Annotated in this window: 14 protein-coding genes; 11 read left to right on the top strand and 3 right to left on the bottom strand. The window is 75.8% G+C overall.

Features of this window, described 5'->3' with window-relative positions; genetic code table 11:
* The first annotated feature begins 48 nt into the window (after positions 1–48).
* From AB0K51_RS17110 to AB0K51_RS17125, 4 genes are all read left to right on the top strand, one after another.
* Positions 49–2,520, top strand: coding sequence for a hypothetical protein (locus tag AB0K51_RS17110; protein ID WP_363455472.1), 2,472 nt, complete (start codon positions 49–51; stop codon positions 2,518–2,520).
* Positions 2,520–5,588 carry a hypothetical protein gene (locus tag AB0K51_RS17115; protein ID WP_363455475.1) on the top strand — a complete coding sequence of 1,023 codons (3,069 nt, stop codon included), beginning with the start codon at positions 2,520–2,522 and terminating at the stop codon, positions 5,586–5,588. Before AB0K51_RS17110 ends, AB0K51_RS17115 begins: the two co-directional genes overlap by 1 nt.
* Positions 5,588–6,583 (top strand): hypothetical protein, encoded by a 996-nt coding sequence (locus AB0K51_RS17120; RefSeq protein ID WP_363455478.1) that lies wholly within the window; start codon positions 5,588–5,590, stop codon positions 6,581–6,583. The genes AB0K51_RS17115 and AB0K51_RS17120 overlap by 1 nt, the downstream gene beginning before the upstream one ends.
* Before the next feature lie 87 nt (positions 6,584–6,670).
* Positions 6,671–7,027, top strand: a complete 357-nt coding sequence (locus AB0K51_RS17125; protein WP_363455481.1) for a DUF488 family protein — start codon at positions 6,671–6,673, stop codon at positions 7,025–7,027.
* Between the two features lie 5 nt (positions 7,028–7,032).
* On the opposite strand, the gene AB0K51_RS17130 is transcribed toward AB0K51_RS17125, so the two are convergent.
* Positions 7,033–7,401 carry a VOC family protein gene (locus tag AB0K51_RS17130; protein ID WP_363455484.1) on the bottom strand — a complete coding sequence of 123 codons (369 nt, stop codon included), beginning with the start codon at positions 7,399–7,401 and terminating at the stop codon, positions 7,033–7,035.
* 64 nt (positions 7,402–7,465) lie between these two features.
* On the opposite strand from AB0K51_RS17130, the gene AB0K51_RS17135 reads away from it, so the two are divergent.
* On the top strand, positions 7,466–7,927 hold the full coding sequence (locus AB0K51_RS17135) for a MarR family transcriptional regulator (RefSeq protein WP_363455487.1): 462 nt from the start codon (positions 7,466–7,468) through the stop codon (positions 7,925–7,927).
* A 37-nt stretch (positions 7,928–7,964) separates the two neighbouring features.
* On the opposite strand, the gene AB0K51_RS17140 is transcribed toward AB0K51_RS17135, so the two are convergent.
* Together AB0K51_RS17140 and AB0K51_RS17145 are read right to left on the bottom strand one after the other, a co-directional pair.
* On the bottom strand, positions 7,965–8,645 hold the full coding sequence (locus AB0K51_RS17140) for an RES family NAD+ phosphorylase (RefSeq protein WP_363455490.1): 681 nt from the start codon (positions 8,643–8,645) through the stop codon (positions 7,965–7,967).
* 4 nt (positions 8,646–8,649) lie between these two features.
* Positions 8,650–9,303, bottom strand: coding sequence for a hypothetical protein (locus tag AB0K51_RS17145; RefSeq protein WP_363455493.1), 654 nt, complete (start codon positions 9,301–9,303; stop codon positions 8,650–8,652).
* A 166-nt stretch (positions 9,304–9,469) separates the two neighbouring features.
* On the opposite strand from AB0K51_RS17145, the gene AB0K51_RS17150 reads away from it, so the two are divergent.
* From AB0K51_RS17150 to AB0K51_RS17175, 6 genes are all read left to right on the top strand, one after another.
* On the top strand, positions 9,470–10,762 hold the full coding sequence (locus tag AB0K51_RS17150) for a hypothetical protein (RefSeq protein WP_363455496.1): 1,293 nt from the start codon (positions 9,470–9,472) through the stop codon (positions 10,760–10,762).
* A complete protein-coding gene (locus AB0K51_RS17155) occupies positions 10,752–12,779 on the top strand; it encodes an AAA family ATPase (RefSeq protein WP_363455499.1) in 2,028 nt (675 codons plus the stop codon). Before AB0K51_RS17150 ends, AB0K51_RS17155 begins: the two co-directional genes overlap by 11 nt.
* Complete coding sequence (locus AB0K51_RS17160; protein WP_363455654.1) at positions 12,776–13,420, top strand: 4Fe-4S cluster-binding domain-containing protein; 645 nt, start codon at positions 12,776–12,778, stop codon at positions 13,418–13,420. Before AB0K51_RS17155 ends, AB0K51_RS17160 begins: the two co-directional genes overlap by 4 nt.
* The gene (locus AB0K51_RS17165) at positions 13,408–13,920 is read left to right on the top strand and encodes an FHA domain-containing protein (RefSeq protein WP_363455502.1); all 513 of its coding nucleotides are present in this window, start codon (positions 13,408–13,410) and stop codon (positions 13,918–13,920) included. The genes AB0K51_RS17160 and AB0K51_RS17165 overlap by 13 nt, the downstream gene beginning before the upstream one ends.
* Before the next feature lie 32 nt (positions 13,921–13,952).
* Positions 13,953–16,862 carry a hypothetical protein gene (locus AB0K51_RS17170; protein ID WP_363455505.1) on the top strand — a complete coding sequence of 970 codons (2,910 nt, stop codon included), beginning with the start codon at positions 13,953–13,955 and terminating at the stop codon, positions 16,860–16,862.
* Positions 16,863–16,902: 40 nt separating this feature from the next.
* The coding region (locus tag AB0K51_RS17175) for a hypothetical protein (protein WP_363455507.1) at positions 16,903–19,523 on the top strand (2,621 nt) is incomplete at its 3' end.

Consider the following 19,523-nt stretch of genomic DNA (forward strand, 5'->3'; position numbering starts at 1 on the left):
GCGGACACCCACGGACACACCCGGAACCGACACACCGGAAGGACCACCATGGACCAGGACTCCAGGGAGCAGGCCGCACTGCGCGCCCTGGCCAACCGCGTCCTCACCGCCCTCGGCAAGCTCCCGCCGGGCGGCCCGGAGCGGGCCAGGGCCGTCGCCGAGGCGCGACAGGCCGCGATCGAACTCCACACGGTGGCCCAGCGCAACCCGTCGCTGGCGTTCGCCGGCTGCTACTCGGCGGGCAAGAGCCTGCTGCTGTGCGTGCTGACCGGGCTGCCGGACCTGCTGGCGGTCTCCAAGGTGCCGACCACCGGCAACATCACCGCGCTGCGGGTGCACCCGGCGCCGCCCGGCACCCCGCCCCGGGTGGGGGAGATCCGGGTCGGCTACCTGTCGCCGCGGGACGTGGCGGGCCTGGCCCGGCACATCCTGGACCGGATCGGCACGGTCGTCGCCAAGCCCGGCCACGACGCCGACCTGGCGAAGCTGGCCCGGCACCAGCCCGTCGACCCGGCGAACCCAGCCGCCCCGGACTGGGCGCCCACCGAACTGCTGTGCGCCCGGCTGTGGGCCGGCGGGAACATCGAACTGCGGTCCTGGGCCGCCGAGTTGCTGGAGCTGCGGGACGCCCTGGCGCAGGGCGTGCACCTGCTGCGGGCCAGCGAGCAGAGCCCGGCGGTGGTGATCGCGCCCGAGCTGCTCAAGGACGCGCTGCGGCTCGGCCTGGAGCAGGCGCTGCCGCCCGCGCCGCCGCCGGCCTGGACCGGCATCCCGATCGGCGGCGGGCAGCTGGACGCGGCGGCCCTGCACGCCACCTTCCCGCTGATCCGCGAGGTCACGGTGGACGTCGAACTCCCCACCGACCGCTGGGACCTGGGCGGGCGCACGGTCGAACTGCTGGACTTCCCCGGCCTGGACACCGGCACCTGCCGGGACGCCTACCTGAGCGAGCTCGAACTGCCGCGCGCCACCTCGGTGCTGGTCACCGTGGAGGCCGACCACCCGAAGAGCGAGCACCTGCTGGCCTTCCGCACCCTGCTGGAGCAGGGCCGCCACCACTCCGCCGGGCTGGCCGACTCGGTGCTGGTCGCCGCCAACATGTTCGACCTGATGCCGGTGCCGCAGCCGCTGCCCGGCACGATCGAGGAGTGGGCCGACTCCACCGTCCACAAGACCTTCCGCACCCTGTACCACGTCATCGGCAAGGTCACCGGCGGCCGGCTCGACCGGGCGGCGCTGACCTCCGCGCTGGCCGCCACCCGGATGCTCGGCTTCCCCGCGGGCAGCGAGGTCGGACCGGAGCAGCAGGCCGCCGCCCTGCGCGCCCTGACGGCGTGGCACCCGGTCGCCGACGGGCTGCTCGCCGGCGACCCGCAGCACCCGCTCACCCGCGCCCTCGACCAGCTGCGCACCGACGCCGGCGTCGCCCACCTGCGCCGGATGGTCGCCGACCACCTCACCGGACCCGGCCTGGCCGTCTGGCGGCAGGAGCGCAAGGCCGCCGCCGCGAAGCTGCGCACCGCGTTCCGACGGGTCGTCATGCTGACCGAGCCGGCCGTGCCGCCGCCCCCCAGCAGCCCTCAGGACCAGGCCCGGCTGCGCGCGCTGCGCAGCGCCCTCGCCTCGGCCGCCTCCGACCTGCGGCACCGGGTCGACCAGCTGTCCACCTTCGCCCAGCAGCCGCTGGCCGACGGCATCAGCCTGGAGGACCGGCTGCTCGACCAGGCCGCCCAGGAGGTGCACGGCTGGCGGGCCTGGCGCGACACCCTGACCGCCGCCGACAAGGGCTGGATCAGGGTGGACGCCGCCCGGCTCGCCGCCGGACTCCGCCCCGCCATCGCCACCGACGACTTCCACGCCCCGTACCTGGAGACCCGTCAGGTGCTGCGCGAACACACCAGGAAGGCCCTGGTCGGGGCCCTCGCCGAGTGGACCGCCGCCGCGTACGCCCCCGCCCACCCGCTCGGCCGGCTGCTCGACCGGTACCCGGCCGACCGGCAGGCACTGCTCGCCCGGCTCGCCGCGACGCACTCGCTGACCGCCGCCGAGGACCGGCTGAAGCGGCTCGACCAGCTGGTCGACACCGGCCTGGTCGCCGCCCAGCTGCCCGCCGAACAGCCCGCCCCGGCACCGCAGTTCGAACCGGAAGGCGACCCCGCGTTCCCGCTGCCGTACGGCCACGCACTGGCCTGGCACCCCGACCGGAAGCTGGCCGGGGTCACCCGCGGCTTCCTGTACAGCCACACCGACGTGGAACGGCTCTACCGGCTGCGCCGCGACCTGGTCCGCGGCACCCACCACGAGGCGTGCCTGCTGCTGCACGGCCTGCTCACCGCGGTGGCCGCGGGGCTGCGCGCCCGGCTCGCCGAGATCGAGTCGGCGCTGCCCTCGTACGGCGAGATCGCCCGCGTCCCCACCCCGCCCGCCACCGATCCCGGACCCGACCCGTCGGCCCCGCTCAAGGAGCTGCTGGACGACCCGGACTGGCCCACCGACGGCACCCAGGACAAGGACCAGTGATGACCGACCCCACCCCCCAGACGACCGCCGGCCGGGTCCCGCTGCGCGGCCTGCCGCTGCGGAAGGACAAGCTCCAGCCGCTCACCCTGGACCTCGGCTCCTACGCCTCCACCGGCGTCCTGTTCGCCAACCAGGCGATCACCGGCTGGCTGATCGACCCGCAGCAGGACGCGGTGCTGACGAAGGGTCTGCGGCGCCTGCTCAAGGACCCCGCCGTCGACCTCGACGAGGACTTCCTGCTCGGCGAGGCCCTGCAGTTCCTGCAGGCCCGCCAGCAGCTCGGCCGGCTCCCCGCCGTCCCCGGCACCCTCGCCGAACTCGCCGACCTGCTCCGCCCGCAGGGCACCGCGATCGGCGACACCGGCCTGATCCCCCGTGAGGTGTGGGTCCGGATCGCCGTCACCCAGGCGCTGGAGAAGGTCCTGGAGGAGTCCCCCGAGCAGGCCCGCTCCCTGCACGAGCTGCACGACGCGGCGTTCCGCGAGGACGCCCTGCTCAGCATGCGACTGGTGCCGCTGGCGATCGGCCGGAACTTCGGCCTGGAGGTGCGCAGCGTCCTGGAGCTCCACCTCGACGACCTGACCGCCTCGGAACTCGGCGACAGCCACCGCACCGACCAGGGCGAGGGCAGCGACGACGGGCACATCCTGGTGGTGCCCAACGTCAAGCGCGGCCTGCTGCGCCCGGTCGCCCTGCCCGCACTGGAGCCCGTCGCGCGCCCCGCCGGCTGGCAGGCCGACTCCCCGCTCCTGGTCGGCCTCGCCTTCCACGACCTGGTCCGCAAGACCGAGTCCTACGTGGACCGGGCGCAGTCCAACGACCGGGCCACCGTCGCCGAGCGCGGCCTCGCCGGCCACGGCGTTGACCAGCTGGTCGCCACCTACCCGGTGGTCACCCCGCCGGCCGCCCGGGCCGCCCTGCGCACCCTGCTGCACGACGCGCTGGCGATCAACCCGGTCGACATCAAGCTCCGCTACGACGAGGCCACCGCCGCCGCCCTGTACTTCCTGATGCGCGGCTTCGGCGGCGACCAGCAGGCCGGCCTCGCCGAGTTCCGGGCCCGCGCCGAACGGCTGCCCGACCGGCCCGGACAGCCGCCCACCTGGCGGCGGATCATGCTGGTGGTCGACATCGGCGGCGGCACCACCGACATCGCGCTGCTCGCCGTCGACCTCGAGCAGGTGGAACGGCCGGCCGAGGAGCAGTACCCGGCCATGACGGGCAGTCACTACCTGCTGCGCCCAAGGGTCCTGGGCTCCACCGGCCACCCGCAGCTCGGCGGCGAGCTGATCACCCTGCGGGTGTTCCACTGGCTGAAGGCCGCCCTGGTCGACGCGATGGTCGAGCAGGCCCGGCAGCGCGGCGCGTCCGCGGCCGACACCAAGGGCAAGGCGTACAGCCAGGCGATCGCGGCGGCCGCCGCCGACCCGGACTGGACGCCGCTCGTGCCGCAACTGGTCGCCGCCACCTCGCCGGAACCCGTCCCGCTCGAACTGCGCCCCGTGCTGCGGCGGCTGATGCCCACCCACACCGTGCCGACCGCCGACGGCGCGGAGCTGGAGCCCGGCCCGGACTTCAAGGAACTGTGGCAGCGCGCCGAGGCCGCGAAGATCCGGTTCTTCGAGGGCGACCCCGAGGTCGGGCTCGGCCTGATGCTCAGTGAGCGGCTCAGCGCCAACCTGCCGTTCGCCGCCGACCTGGCCGCGCTCCCCGAGGAGGTCGTGCTGGTCGCCGCCGACTTCGAGCAGCTGGTCCAGCCGGTGGTCGACACCGCCGTCCGGCGCGCCGCCGACCTGGCCCGCGGCGCGCTCCAGGACCCCTACCCCGACCGGATCGACCTGGTCGCGCTGTCCGGCCGCACCACCGGCACCGCCCTGGTCCGCCGGCAGCTCCGCGACCGCCTGGACGCCGAACTGCGCGCCGAGGACGGCGAACTGGGCCTCGCCGACGGCAGCTTCCGTCCCCTGGCGTGGAATCCCGCCCACCTCACCGACGCCGGCGCCCACGCCAAACAGGCCGCCGCGCTCGGCGCCGCCTGGGCCAACTCGCTGCACGACTACCACGCGCAGAACCGCGACTACCAGGCGCTCGGCCTGGACCTGCTGGACGTCCACACCGAGAACCTGCTGCTCACCCTGCCCGCCGCCTTCGGCCTGGCCACCAACCAGGAACTGCCGACCGTGCTGCTCCGGGCCGGCACCCCGATGGAGCAGTGCGACCGCTTCGGCTGGTACTTCCTGCGCAGCCGCTGGGCCCGCCTGGTGCCCAGCATCGACCTGCACCGCTTCCTGTCCGACGACCAGACCATGCGCTGGGGCGGCTTCCGCTACCTGGGCCGCACCGCCCCCGAGGGCTTCGCGGAGGTGCCCGACGACGTCTGGTACCAGATCGAGCTCGACCAGGAGCTCACCCCGACCATCCTGCTCTGCCGCGGCACCCCCGCCGGGGTCCGCCCGCTGCTGCACCCCTCGCACCGGCAGAGCACCGCCAACAGCAAGCACCAGCTCAGCGTGCAGTCCGGCCACCTGGAGTCCGAGCCGCTGAGGCTCACGAAGGTCCCCGGCGCACTGGACGGTGCGGGCCGGCTGGTGCAGATCCCCCGGATCACCGCCCGCCCGCTCGGCTCCACCGGCGACCCGGTCGAGGTGTTCGGCCCCGGCCCGGTCGACGGCCGCCTCGACGTGGACTTCGCCGACGACGCCGACATCCGCAGGACCACCGCCGGCACCGTCTCGCCACGGGCGCTGCCCACCGTCGGCAGCGACCACCAGGTGCCCGAGGCCTACGAGTTCTTCGCCGACACCCCCGGCGGCCCGATCCCGCTCGGCGAACTCCCCGTGGAGCGCGCCGACACCGCCGGCACGACCGCCGTCGACCCGGCCGCCGTCCCCGCCTGGGCACTGCTCGACGGCCACGGCCGGCTCCGGGTCCACCACTCCTACCCGGCGTACGTGGCCACCGGCCTCGACGGCATGCTCGCCGCCCCCGGCTACGTCCACCGCGCCGCCATGGACCCGGGCGGCACCGGCTGGCTGGACGCCTGGGACCCGTACTGCGGAGACCACTGATGACCGACCACGACCTCCACCCACTGGCCCGGCTGCTCGCCGACCCGGCCACCGCCCCGCACCTCACCGCGCCGTGGAACGCCCTGCGCCGCGCCGTCTACGACCTCACCTCGTCCGTCCCCGCCGACCGGCATCTGACTGACCGTCACCGCGCCCTGCTGGCGGAGCTGCTGGAGCGGCTGCGGACGGTGGACGACCAGGTGCGATGGCTGGCCGACCCGCCCGTCGAGGTCGAGGCCGAGGCCGAGGTCGAGGTCGAGGTTGCGGTCGAGAACGAGAACGAGAACGAGGACCAGAACGCCGAACAGGTGGACACGGGGGAGCCGCGGGGCACCGAGGCCGATCCGGGCGGTGTCACGGAGCCCGGGCCGCCCCCGCCGAGCCACGCGGAGCTGCTCGCCGAAGGGGAGGCCGCCGATCCGGGCTCCGAGTTGCTGGAGCTGCTCGCCTGGGCGCCCGAGCTACTGGGACCGGTGGCGGCGATGCTGCACCTGGCGGAGTACGGCGAGGGCCTGGGCGTCGTCAACCCGCAGCTGCGGCCGCGGCTGCAACGCCTGGACGCCAACCGCGACTGGTACCGGAGCAAGCTGCTGGGGGCGCTGCGCAAGCCGCGCCGGGAGACCCTGCAGTGGCTGCTGCCGGTGGATCAGTTCCTGCGGTCGGTGGTGCCCGTGGAGGAACGCGAGGACGGGCTGTGGGTGGTGCCGCCGGTGGCGGGCAGCCACTGGGACGGGCTGCTGAAGCGGAGCCTGGCGCTGCTGGACACGGCGGCCGCGCAGGCGGCGGTCCGGCGCACCGTCTGGCTGCCTCGGCCCGGTGACGACTACTCGGAGCTGGTGGACCGCGGGGTGATCAGCAAGGACTCCAGCGTCCGGCAGGGCCCGCCGCAGACCAACTCCAACCCCGCCGAGGTGGTCTGGGCGTTCTCGGCGGCGATCGAGCCGCGGGTGGAGTGGTCCATGGTGGTCTACCAGGCCGGCCTGCCCACCGGCTGACGCCCCTGGGCTCCACAGCGGTCGGACCGACACGGGGCGGTCCGGCCGCTGCGGGGTTCGCGGGGCGGCGGCGGTTAGCGTGGGCGCATGGGCATGCGGGCGCAGCGGGTGTACGAGCCGCCGGACGGCGGGGTGCGGGTGCTGGTGGACCGGCTGTGGCCGCGCGGCCTGAGCAAGGAGGACGCGCGGCTGGACCGGTGGGCGAAACGGGTGGCGCCCTCGAACGAGCTGCGGCGCTGGTTCCACGGGCCGCAGGGCGAGTTCGGGGAGTTCGCCCGACGCTACCGGGCCGAGCTGGACGCGCCCGAGGCCGAGCCGGAGCTGGCCGAGCTGCGCGCGCTGGCGGCCGCGGGCGAGCTGGTGCTGCTCACCGCGGTGAAGGAGCCCGCGCACAGCCACGTCTCGGTCCTGATGGAGCGGCTGGCCGAACCTGACGCCGCCTGAGCAGCTCAGCCGCGGTCGTGGAGGGTCACGTGGTAGCCGTCGGGGTCCGCGAACGTGAACGTGCGGCCGAACGGCCCGTCGACGGGCGCGGAGACGATCGTCGTGCCCGCGGCGGCGAGGGCGTCGTGGATGTCCTGCGCGTCGGGGGCGTGCAGCCACAGCGCCATCCCCTGGCCCGGCTGCGCGATCGCGTCCAGGTCGACGCCCGCGACGACGTCGCGGACGGCGAACGCGATCGGCTTGGTGTCGAACACGACGGCGTGCGGCGGTCCTGCGTCGGAGCGCTTCAGTCCGAGGTACTGCTCGTAGAAGACGGCAGAGCGCTCCAGGTCGCGCACCTGCAGGGAAATGAAGTCGGGTCCGGTAGCGGCCATGGTTCCTGCCTCTCAGATGTATGTCAGTCTTCTGACATGCAGGACGGTATGTCAGACTACTGACATGAGTCAAGGTGAGCCCGGAATCGAGCTGGACACATCGCTGGGGTACCTGCTGAAGGCGACCACCAGTGCCCTGCACTCCGCCCTGGAGGCCGTGCTGAGTCCGCTCGGCATGACGATCACCCACTACTCCTGCCTGGAGCTGCTCGCCCAGCGGCCGGGCCTGTCGAACTCCGAGCTCGCCCGCGGCGCCTTCGTCACCCGCCAGTCGATGAACGTGCTCCTGCAGGCCCTCGAACGCCAGGGACTCGTCATCCGCCCGGCAAAGGCACCCGTGGGCAGGGCCCTGCCCACCGAGCTGACCGCCGGCGGGCGCCGCCAACTGGAAGCGGCCAGCGCCGCGGTTCGCCGCGTGGAGCAGGGCATGCTGGCCAACCTGGACGCCGACGAACAGGATCAGATGCGGCGCCTGCTCACCAGGTGCATCGCCTCACTGGCCGAACCGCCCACATCGGCGACCTAGCTGCGCGGGTACGACCGGGCCGCCGCCGGTCCGGGGGTCAGGTCCCGGACCGGCGGCGGCGCGGCGGCTCGATCCTGACCCGGCAGGGCGCCAGCAGCCGGTTCAGCAGTTCCGCGCCGTCCGCCCCGTCCAACTCCACCGGATCCTCACCGGACGGCTTCACCAGCGCCGCCGACCCGGGGCGCTCGTAGAGGACGCACGCGGCGGCGGTGAGGTCGCGCTTGGACATCCACGCCAGGCCCTGCGCCCACGGCGCCTGGCCGCGGATCCAGGCCGCCCAGCGGCGGGTGTGGCCGTAGTCCGAGGCCGGGGCGTGCACCAGCCACTCGTCCTGGTGGACGGCCGCCAGCTGCTCGGGCGTGCGCAGGCCGACCAGCGGGATGTCGCAGGTGGTCTCCAGCCGGGACAGCAAGCGGCCCGCCACCGCCTTGCGGACGATCCGCCGCCAGCCCGAGTCGTCGAACTCCAGGCCCCGCACCAGCGTCTCCAGCACCGCGGTGCGCTCGGTGAACCCGGCGTACAGGTAGGGCAGTTCGGCACCGTCACCGGTGTACGAGCAGAACCGGCCGCCACCCCAGTGCATGTCCGCCGGGCGGGCCTTGAAGGACGCCGCCGGGTACGCGGCCGGGTGGACCCGCCACAGCGCCGTGCCGGCGGGCAGCAGTTCGCGGTGCGGCGTGGCGCGTACCGCCGGGCCGGGGACCATCACGTCGGGCATCCGGTCACCAGTCCGCGAGTTCGGCGCGGGCGGCGGACAGCAGACTGGACTCCCGTTCGGTGCCCAGCAGTTCGGCCGGCACCCCGGCCAGCCACGCGTTCCCGCCCAGCCACCAGTCGGCGACGCCCCACGGGTCCTCGTCCGCGTCCAGCAGCCGGTTCACCGCCAGCACCGCGGACAGCGCTGCGCCGGAGACCCGGTCGAACTGGAACCTCGGCAACACCACGGCACCCTGACGGTCGGTCAGTCGGATCAGGTCGGGACCGGACGGGTCGGCGCCCGCCGAACGGCACTGCGCCTCCGTCCAACTCGCCCGCAGCAGCCACTCGTCGGCGCTCTCCGGAGCCCGCTCGGACAGCTCGCCCGTCGTGATCGGCAGCGACCCGACCAGGCGGAGCAGGGCCGCGCGCAGAGCCTCCGGGGTGTCCTCGGCGCCGTCCACGAACCGCGCCGAGTCGCTGTCGGCGGCGGGCTCCCACAGCGGGTGTCCGGACGGCAGCGCGCGCTTGAGCAGCCGCTGGACGCTGCGCGCGGTGCGCACCGGGTCGTCGCCCGGATCCGCCAGCAGCTCGACCAGCTTCCGGCGCGACGCGTCGTCCAGCAGCGCCCACACCCCGGCCCAGCCTGCGTGCAGCGCGCGGAGCAGCTCGGTCAGCACCCCCGCACCTCCGTCCGCCCCGGCTCCGTTCTCCGACAATGTATCGTGCGGGCCGCCCCGGTGTAGCGTGCTCCGTGACAGAGGGGGAGCGAACGACCCGGCAGGGCACCCGAGGTGACGCCAGGTCACCTCGCGCCGCCGGTGCCACGGGTCCGGGAGGGGGACGGTGAGCAGTTCCGCGGCATACGGGTGGACGTACCGGGATCTGGAGGCCGAGCGGCAGCGCCGGTTGCGCGCCCAGCTGGCCGAGCAGGCGCAGCGGGCGGAGAACCTGCGGCGGGCGCAGATGCGCGCCCGGCTGGACGAACTGACCGAGCGGGCCGCCGAGTTGCGTGGCGAGGCCGGTCACCTGCGGCGCACCCACCGGGTCGCCGCGGTGCAGGTCGCCACGGTGACGGTGGCGGCCGGCGCGGACTCCGCCGAGCTGGCCCGGGCCGTGCAGCGCGCCACCGAGCAGAACGCCCGCGCCGAACGGGAGTTGGCGCAGGCCGTCGACCGGGCGTGGACGGCGCTGCTGGCCGACGCCGCCACCGCGCCCGCCCGCCCGGCCGCACCCCGCCGCCGCGGCGAGACGCCCGCCGAACAGGCCGCCGCGGCGCGCGCCGCCGCCGAGCAGCACCAGGCGGACGTCCGGGCCCGGGCGGTGGCCGAGGCGGAGGCACTGCTGGCTCGCGAGGCGGCCCGCTGCGACCCCGCCGACCTGCCGGAACTCGCCCTGCTGCGCCGCGAGTTGGACACCGCGCCGAGCGCCCAGTCGGTGCGCGCCGCGCACACCGACCTGATGGCCCGGGTGCAGGAGTCGGTGGAACGCCGCCGCCTCGCCGACCAACGCGCCGAACTGCGCGCCGGGCTCGTCCAGTTGGTGCAGGACGCGGAGCCCGCGGAACGCGACCGGCTGGTCGCCGCGCTGACCGAGACCGAGGACCCCGAGCCGCTGCGCGCCCAGGTCGCCCGGGCGGTGGCCGCGGCCGACGCCCGGCGCGACCGGGCGCAGGTCGCCGAGGCGCTGGCGGCGGCGCTGCGCGAGCAGGACTACCAGGTCGGCGAGGACTTCGCGGACCTGCTCGCCGACAGTGGCGAGGCCGTGGTGCCGTTCGACGCGCCCGGCGACGGTGGCGGCCCGGCCGAGGGCTACGGCCTGCGGGTGGTGCTCTCCCGGGACCGGGCCGCGCTGAGCACCGCCGTGGTGCGCGGACCGGGCGGCGCGCCGGCTGGCGAGCGCGACGAGGAGGTGCAGCGCTGGTTCTGCGACGCGCAGTTGCCCGCCATCGAGGACAGCGCCCGCGAGCACGGCGTGCAACTGGAGCGCACCTCGGCGATGCTGCCCGGGCTGATGGCCGCGCCCCGGCTGCCCGCGGAGTCCTGGCCGCGCGCCAGGCCCAAGCCCGTCAAGCGCCCCCACAAGCCCGCCGCCGACACCGTGACCCCGTATCCGCAGGAGCGCAGCCGTGAGCGCTGACCCCGCCGACGCGGCCGGGGCGGAGGAGGCCGAGCAGCGCCGCGCCGCCCTGCCGAGCTGGATCCGCGAGCTCGAACTCGCCCTCGCCGTCCACCCGCAGATCCTGTTCACCGGCAACGTCCGCGACCAGTACCTGCTGCCCGCCGACCTGCCGCACTGCCGCAGCCCGCGGCTGGCGCCGTTCGACCTGGCCGAGGTGGTCGACGCGGTCTGCCGGGCCCGTGGCTACGGCGCGCTGGCCGCCGTCGACCAGGTCACCGACCACATCGCGGTCCGCCTGCTGTCCGCCGCCCCGGACGAGATGCCGCCGGTGATCCGCGAGTTGGTGGCCGACGACGCCCGCGCCGCGCGCGCCCGGGAGGCCGGCGAGGAGGACGAGGAGCCCGCGCTGACCGACCGGCTGCGCGACGTCATGGTGGCCGCCGTCCGCCACCCCGGCCCGCCGGTCGGCCTGCTGGTGCCGTACGCCGCTCGGCTCGGCTCGGCCCGCGCCCCGGCGGCCGGGGAGGTGGCCCGGCTGTTCGCCGCGGTCGAAGAACTCGGCCACACCGCCCGGCCGGTGCGCCGCGGCGGCGCCCTCGGCGTGTACAACACGGTGTTCTGGGTGGTCGAGCGGCAGGAGGAACTGCCGATGGAGTTCCCGGTCGGCAGCCGCGCCGTCCGGGTGATCAGCGTCCCCGCGCCGCCGCACGACCAGCGGCTGGCCGCCGCCCGGCACGTGGTCGAGGTGGTGGCCTCCCGGCAGAGCGCCGAGCAGCGGCCGGACGCCGCCGAACGCGAGACCGCGGCCCGGGCGCTCGCCGACTCCTCGCACGGCATGGGCAGTTCCGAGGTGATGGCGATCGGCCGGATGGCCGTCGACCGCGGCCTGCCGGCGCACCGCCTGGAGGAGGCCGCCCGGCTGTACCGGGTCGGCGTCACCGACAACCCGTGGGCCACCGACGCGCTGCGCGAACGCATCCGGGACGGCGAGGAGTTCCTCAACGCCCGGGTGATCGGCCAGCCGCACGCGGTGCGCCGCACCCTGGAGATCTTCATGCGCTCCGCGTCCGGCCTGAGCGGCGCGCAGTCCTCCAGCTCGCCGAACCGGCCGCGCGGCACGCTGTTCCTGTCCGGCCCGACCGGCGTCGGCAAGACCGAACTCGCCAAGGGCATCGCCGAGATGATCCTCGGCAAGGACGCCAGGCCGATCCGCTTCGACATGAGCGAGTTCGCCGAGGAGCACGCCCGCGACCGGCTGATCGGCGCCCCGCCCGGCTACGTCGGCCACGACGCGGGCGGCGAACTCACCAACGCGGTGCGCGCCAGCCCGATGAGCGTGCTGCTCTTCGACGAGATCGACAAGGCCAACCCGCGGCTGTTCGACCTGTTCCTGCAGATCCTCGAGGACGGCCGGCTCACCGACGGCCGCGGCGCCACCGTCTACTTCACCGAGTGCGTGCTGATCTTCACCTCCAACCTCGGCGTCGCCGCCTCCGTGCAGCGCCCGGACGGCGCCCCCGGCCCGGCCGACGAACCGTCGGCGGACGGCGCCGAGCCGCCGGACAACCGCACCGGCCCGCGCCGCCGGCTCAGCCGGCACGACGACCCGACCGCGGTGCGCCTCGCCCTGCGGGACGCCTTCGACCTGTTCTTCAACGACCACATCAAGCGGCCCGAGCTGCGCAACCGCTTCGGCGACAACTTCATCCCGATGGACTTCATGCAGGAGAAGTGGGTGCCGCAGATCCTCGACAAGGCGATCGCCGCGGTGGCCGGCCGGATCCGCGAGGTGCACGGCGCCGAGCTGACCATCGGCGAGGACGCCTGGGAGGTGCTGCGGATGGAGGCCGGCGGCCGCCTCGACCACGGCGGGCGCGGCGTCCTCACCGCAGTGGAGTCCGCCCTGGTCAACCCGCTGTCCAGGGAGGTGTTCCGGAACCCGCCGCGGCGCGGCGAGCGGATCGAGGTGACCGCCGTCGAGGGCGACGGCGACGCCGACGGCTACACGGTCGAGGTGTCCCGTTGGCAAGGGTGAGCCAGGTCTCCGCCCCGGTCACCGCGCTCGGCCCGGGCCGGCGGCTCGGCGTGTGGTTCCAGGGCTGCACCCTGGCCTGCCCCGGCTGCATGTCCCGGCACACCTGGGAGCACGGCGCCGGACGGGAACTGACGGTCGAGCAGTTCACGACGCTGTGGCGGGACGCCCTCGCCGACGGCGTCGACGGACTGACCGTCAGCGGCGGCGAACCGCTGGAACAGCCCGCCGCGCTCGCCGACCTGCTCGCCGCCGCCGACCGCGAACGGCAGTCCGCCGGCGCCGAGGCCGACCTGCTGGTGTACACCGGCCGGGAACTCGCCGACGTCCGCGCCGACCCCGCCTGCGCCGCCGCGCTGGCCCGGGCCGACGCCGTGATCACCGGCCGCTACCTGGCCGGGCAGCCCACCGACCTGGTCTGGCGCGGCTCCGCCAACCAGCGGATCGTCCCGCTCACCGCGCTCGGCGAACGCCGCTACGCCCCGCACCTGGACCGGCGCACCGACCGGCCCGACCTGCAGGTCCGGGTCACCGACGGCGAACTGCGGATCATCGGCGTGCCCCGCCCCGGCGACCTCGGGCGGATCGAACGAGAGCTGCGCGAGCGCGGCGTGACGGTACGGGAGACCACATGGCGGCCCTGAGGTACCGCTGCCCGGTCGGCGAGGACGACTGTCCGGTCGGCGACGAGCCCGGCTACTGCCCCGAGCACCCGTTCGAGCGGCTGGAGGCGTACCAGCCGCGTACCGCCCCGGCCGCCGCCGACCCCGCCGGGCCGACGGACAGTCAGCCGACCCGCAAGGTGGTGCAGCAGCCCGCCGCGCCGCCCCGGCTCGCCCTGGTGTTCGCCGGCGCGATGCTGCCCCTGCACCCCGGGCGCAGCCTCGCCGTGGGCCGCGACGACCCGGACTGCGCCGCCGTCCCCGGCCTGGCCGGCCTCGACCAGCTCTCCCGGCACCACGCCCGGCTGCGCTGGATCGACGGCGTGCTGCACGTCGAGGACCTCGCCTCCACCAACGGCACCTTCCTGGACGGCCGCCCCGTCGAGGGCCCCACTCCGGTCGGACCCGGCTGCCGGCTGCGGTTCGCCCTGGACCTCGACGTCCAGCTGATCGAGATCGACGAATTCGGCTCCCCGCGCTGAGCGGGGCCCTGCGAAAAGGACCACACCGCGCGATGGCCGCCACACCCGAGCCGTCCGGCCCGCCCACCCGCAAGCAGGGCGGCGCCCAGGGCAGTCCGCCGACCCGCAAGCAGGGCGGCGGCCGACCCGGCAGCCCGCCCACCCGCAAGCAGCAGAGCGGCGGCGACGCCACCAGGGTGCAGCGCGCCGGGGGAGTCCCCGGCCCGCGCGAGTCGGACTTCCCCGCCGAGCTGACCGACCGTTACCTGCCGCGCGCCCAGGCCGGATCCGGCAGCGAGGGCACCGTCTGGCGGGCCGAGCGCACCGACGGCGGCGGCGACGTCGCGGTCAAGGTCGGCTGGGCCGGCGCCCCCGCCGACCAGGAACTGCTGGAACACCTGAGCGCCGCGGAGTACCGCCGCTACGTCCCGGAGATCGTCGAGCACGGCGAGGTGGTGCACCGCGGCGACGTACGCGCCTACCTGGTGATGGAGTACCTGCCGACCACCCTCGCCGCCCACCTCGCGGCGCTGCGCCCCGAGGGCGGGAACGTCCCCGAGCGGCAGGCCCGGCGGGTGGTCGAGGGCCTCACCGACCTGCTGGACTTCTGGCAGCACACCATCGAGCGCACCCCCGTCGACTTCAAGCCCGCCAACATCCTGGTCCGCACCCGGGCCGGCCGCCCCGAGTTCGTGGTCGCCGACTTCGGCGGCGTCCGCAAGCAGACGGCCAGTCAGACCTTCCCCACCGAACTCCAGGTCACCCCCGCCTACATGGCGCCCGAACAGGTCGCCGGCCGCAACGACGAGGCCGGCCCGTGGTGGGCGCTCGGCACCATCCTGTACGAGATGTACTCCGGCCGGACCCGCTACCAGCGCTCCGACGGCGGCCGGGTCAGCGAGAACGCGCAGCGCGAACGCCTGGTGCTGGACACCGAGGTGGAACTGCCCGGCATCACCGCCCCCCGGCAGGTCCTGCTGCTGTCCGGACTGCTCACCAAGGAGCCCGCCGACCGCTGGCGGGCCGCGCAGGTGCGCGCGTGGCTGGCCGGCGACAGCCCCCGGGTGGTGCGGCCCGCGGCCGGCCCGGCGACCCCCTCGCACCGGCCGATCAACTTCCGCGGCGAGGACTACCGCACGCCCGCGGAACTCGCCGAAGCCCTGCTCGCCCGCTCCGCGGAAGCCGCCGACTGGCTGGCCGGCGGCGCCGCCGCCCGCCTGGCGCGCTGGCTGGGCGAGGTCGGCGACAACGCCATCGACCTGCACCACCTGCAGGCGGTGGCCGACGCCCGCCCCGTCGACCGGAACCGCACCGCCTCGATCGCGCTGCTCGCCCTCGGCGCGGCCTTCGCCCCGCACGTCCGCCCGCAGTTCCGGGGCCGCCCGGTCGACGCCGACGGGCTGGCCGGGCTCGCCGCCGAGGACGACGCGCCGGTGACGGTCCGCGAGCTGATCGACCACGCCGTGCCCAACCTCGCCGCCCGCTACCACTGCGACCACCGCCGCTGCCCCGAGGACCGCTGCGCCCGGCTGCTGGCCTTCGACTCGCTGCCCGCGGTCCTCGACGAGGCGAGCCGGCTGGCCGCCCAGGCCGGACGGCCGTTCACCGCCGCCGACCGGGAGCGCGCGCTGCGGCTCGCCGTCCTGCTCACCGCCCGGCCCGAGGCCCGGACCGCGACGATCCGCCGGATCACCCCGCTGCCCGCCGCCCTCGCCCCGCTGCCCCGCGCCGCCCACCTCGCCGCGGCCACCGTCGCCGACACCGCCCGCCCGCTCGCCGACCTGGCCCGCCGCGCCGACCGCGACACCTTCCGCCGCCGCTGGCCCGCCCTGCGCCGCGCCGCCCTCACCGCCGACCCCGCCACCGTCGAGGGCCGCGCCGCCCTGGTCGCCGCCGACCTGCTGGGCGTCCACGCCGCCCGCCGACGCGGCGCCGGCCGGGGCCGTGCCAATGGCGCCTGGCGGGACATCCTGCGCGACGCCTGGCCGGGCGGCGCCGAAACCGGGGTGAACGGCGTCCTGCGGGCCCTGCCCCGCCGCCTGCCGACCGCCGCCGTGCTCACCTTCACCCTGGCGCTGTGGCTGTGGAACGGCGCGCTGCTGCGGATCGCCAAGGACCTGCTGGCCACCACCTCCGACGGCAAGCTGGTCGGCGAACGGATGGCCACCGCAGCGGAGTTGGCGTCCCGTCAACTCCCGCTGGTGCTGGGCGCCGCCCTCGTCGCCGCACTCGCCGTGGCCCTGTTCCCCGGCCAGGTCGGCCGGCGCTCCCTGCTGCTCGCCCACGCCGGCGCGGCCGTCGTCGGGGCCGGCGGCTGGGGCCCGCCGATGACCGTGCTGCGCAGCCCGGCCTGGCTCGCCGAGCGGGTCCACGTCCTCGGCACCGGCGCCGGCCACTGGTCGGGGTGGGTGGCGGTCGCCGCCGTCCCGGCCACCGTCTCGCTCAACCGACGGGTCGTCATCCGGCAACTCGCCCACGCCCACCGCACCGCGAACGGCGGCCGCGCCGTCCCCACCGCCGGCGCCCCCGCCCGCTGGCGCCACGGCCGCCGCGACCAGGTCGCGTTCGCGCTGGCCGCCACGCTCGCCCTGACCGCCCTGCTGTGGGCCGCGGTCGAGATCCGCCTCGCCGTCCACCACCCCGCGCCCGGCACCCCGTTGGACGGCGCCTCCTACCAGGCCGGATTCCTGCTGCTGCTCGCCGCCTGCTGCGCCCTGGCCGCCCTCGCCGGGGCTCCCGCCGCCCGCCGCGCCTTCGGCTGGCTCGCCGCCGGCACCCTGCTGCTCGGCGCGTGGCCGCCGCCTCTGGGCCCGCTGGAAGCCGTCCGCATCCCCGTCCTCGCCCCCTGGTTCCGCGCCCTCGCCGCCAACTGGGGCCACCAGACCTTCTGGGCGGCCCTCCTGCTCGCCCTGCCCTTCGCCTGCTACGCGGGCCGCTTCGCCCTGCGCCGGACCTGCGCATGACGGCGGCGGGGGGCCGGTCCGGCGACGGGGGAGGCAGGTGATGGCCGACGCCACCGTGCGGATGCTGCTCGACCAGGGGCGCGCGCACCTCGAAGCGCACGAGTACGACGGCGAACCAGCTGAACTCGACGCCGCGCTCCGGGTGCTGACGGACGCCACCGTGCGGCTGGCCGCCGTCGGCGGGCCCGCCTCTCCGGCGGAGCTCGCGGAGGCGCGGGCGCTGCTCGGGTTCGCCCGCGCGGCGCGGCACTGGCAGGTGCGCGAGCACCCCGAGTACCCGGCCGACCCCGCCGTCCAGGCCGCCGCGCTGGCCGAACGGGCCGAGGCGACCGACCTGTTGGGCCCGGCCGTCGCGCTGCTCGAACCCGGCGCCGCGGACCGCGACACCGCCGCCGCCCACCTCGGCCTGCTGCTGCACGCCCGGCACGAGGACGCCCGGGCGGACCGCGCCGACCCCGCCGCCCGGCCCGACGACCTCGACCGGGCGATCAGCGCGCTGTACACCGCACTCGGCCACCGCCCCGCCCACCAGGCCGAACCCGACCACCTCGACCCCGACACGCACGTCCTGCTGGTCGCCACCCTCGGCTGCGCCCTCGCCGACCGCTACGACCGCACCCCCGGCGCCGCCGAACTGCGCGCCGCGAGCGCCCAACTCGATTACGCGCTGGACCTCCTGACGGACCCGCGGGGCGAGCTCACGCTGGAGGTGCGCGAACGCCTCGCCGTCCTGCTGCTCGCCGACCCCGACTCCCCGGAGCAGCACGACCGGGCCGTCGAGCAGCTCGAACACGTCGCCGCCGACAGCGCACCCGACGACCCGCTGCGGCTGCGCGCGGCCCTGCGGCTGGCCGACCTCTACCGCGAGCGCGCCGCCGACGGACGCGCCCGCCCCGCCGACACCGACCGCCAGATCGACCGGCTGCGCGACCTGCGTCGCCTGCTGCCCGCCGAGGACCCGTACGGCGCGTCCGCCCGCTGGCTGCTCGCCAACCTCCTGACGCCGCGCGCCGGGCTGGAGGGGGCGACCATCAGGGCGCTGGTCGTCGAGGCCGAGGCGGCGCTGCGCGAGAACCTCGCCGCGCTGCCCGCCGACGACCCGCTGCGCCCGCCCTGCCACGCCGTGCTCGGCTCGCTGCTCACCGTCCTCAACCAGCGCGACCCGGCCGGCTACCCGATCGAGGACGGCGTCCACCACCTGGAGACCGCAGTGGGGACCATGGCCGAGGTCGACCACGGCATCCGCCGCGCCGACATCGCCAACCAGCTCGCCCACGCCACCCTGGTCGCGGGCCAGTACGGCACCGACCAGTCCCAGGTGACCCGCACCATCGAGCTGCTGCACGAACTCCGGCACAGCCCCACCGAGACCGCCGGGTTCAGCCAGCACGTGCACGCGTCGCTCGGCACCGCCTTCGGACAGCGCTTCACGCTGAGCAACTCGCCCCAGGACCTCGACGCGGCCATCCGCCACCAGACCGAGGCGTTCCGCGCCACCGCCCCCGACGACCTCAACCGCGCCGTCTACCTGCAGAACCTCGCCACCAGCCTGCACCAGCGCTACCAGGTCGGCGGCGACAAGCAGGACCTGGACGCCGCGCTGCGCTACTACGACGAAGTACTCGCACACGCCGCCGCGCAGCCCGCCGAGGGCACCGCCCAACTGCTGCGGGCCGAACTGCCCGCGATCCGCCGCTACCGGCTGATGCTGGGATTCCAACTGGCGCTGACCGCGAAGGACACCGCGGCGATGGGCCGCGCCGTCTCCGAACTCGAAACCCTCACCGAGGAGTTGGCGGCCGACGACCCGCTCCGTGAGCTCGCCCTCGGCGACTTCGGCGCCGCCATGCTGATCCACGCCATGAGCACCGGACGCGGCGAGCCCGCCGTCCGGGCGATCGGCATCATGGTGCAGGCCGCCGACCGCACACCGCCCGGCACCCTCTACAAGCCGCTGCTCACCATGCGGGCGGCCGGCGCGCTCTCCATGCTCGCCGTGCAGCCCACCTTCTCCGAGCACCGCGCCCAGGCCGCCCTCGACTACCTCGACGAGTTCCTGGCCGACGCCGACCGCGACAGCATGGAGGGGATCCGCGCCGCGCTGATGCGATCCGCGCTGCTGCGGGCCCGCTACCGGCACGCCCACCGGCGGGCTGACGGCGCCGAGGCGATCGGCTCCGCGACGGCCGTCCGGGAACGACTGCGGCACGGCGCCCCCACCGAGATCCTCGCCACCGTCAGCGGCCTGCTCGCCGACCTCCACCGCGAACGCCTCGCCCCCGGCGACCGCCGTACCGGCCGCGAACTCGGCCTCGCCGGCCTACGCGAGACGGCTGCCGCCGCGCTCCTCCAAGCCACCGCCGACCACGCCCTCGCCGTAGCCCGCGACGCCGCCGCCCGAGCACTGGAGATCGCCCGCTGGTGCCTCGACGACCACCAACTCGGCGAGGAGGAAGGCGAGCTGGCGGAGGGGCGACATGCCCTGCGGGCGGCAGAGGGGGGAGACGATCTGACGGGTCGTCGGCGGGCCGAGGGGGAGGGCGAGCTGGCGGAGGGGCGACATGGCCTGCGGGCGGCGGAGGCGGGGGGTGATCTGACGGGTCGTCGGCGGGCCGAGGGGGAGGGCGAGCTGGCGGAGGGGCGACATGGCCTGCGGGCGGC

Origin of the sequence: Kitasatospora sp. NPDC049285 (assembly GCF_040678815.1) — a bacterium.
GTDB lineage: Bacteria > Actinomycetota > Actinomycetes > Streptomycetales > Streptomycetaceae > Kitasatospora.

Coding starts and splice junctions, on each gene's coding strand:
- AB0K51_RS17130 (WP_363455484.1), bottom strand. CDS start 7,401: ATGGCCGCTACCGGACCCGACTTCATTTCCCTGCAGGTGCGCGACCTG.
- AB0K51_RS17125 (WP_363455481.1), top strand. CDS start 6,671: ATGGGCATGCGGGCGCAGCGGGTGTACGAGCCGCCGGACGGCGGGGTG.
- AB0K51_RS17135 (WP_363455487.1), top strand. CDS start 7,466: ATGAGTCAAGGTGAGCCCGGAATCGAGCTGGACACATCGCTGGGGTAC.
- AB0K51_RS17165 (WP_363455502.1), top strand. CDS start 13,408: ATGGCGGCCCTGAGGTACCGCTGCCCGGTCGGCGAGGACGACTGTCCG.
- AB0K51_RS17115 (WP_363455475.1), top strand. CDS start 2,520: ATGACCGACCCCACCCCCCAGACGACCGCCGGCCGGGTCCCGCTGCGC.
- AB0K51_RS17140 (WP_363455490.1), bottom strand. CDS start 8,645: ATGCCCGACGTGATGGTCCCCGGCCCGGCGGTACGCGCCACGCCGCAC.
- AB0K51_RS17120 (WP_363455478.1), top strand. CDS start 5,588: ATGACCGACCACGACCTCCACCCACTGGCCCGGCTGCTCGCCGACCCG.
- AB0K51_RS17170 (WP_363455505.1), top strand. CDS start 13,953: ATGGCCGCCACACCCGAGCCGTCCGGCCCGCCCACCCGCAAGCAGGGC.
- AB0K51_RS17110 (WP_363455472.1), top strand. CDS start 49: ATGGACCAGGACTCCAGGGAGCAGGCCGCACTGCGCGCCCTGGCCAAC.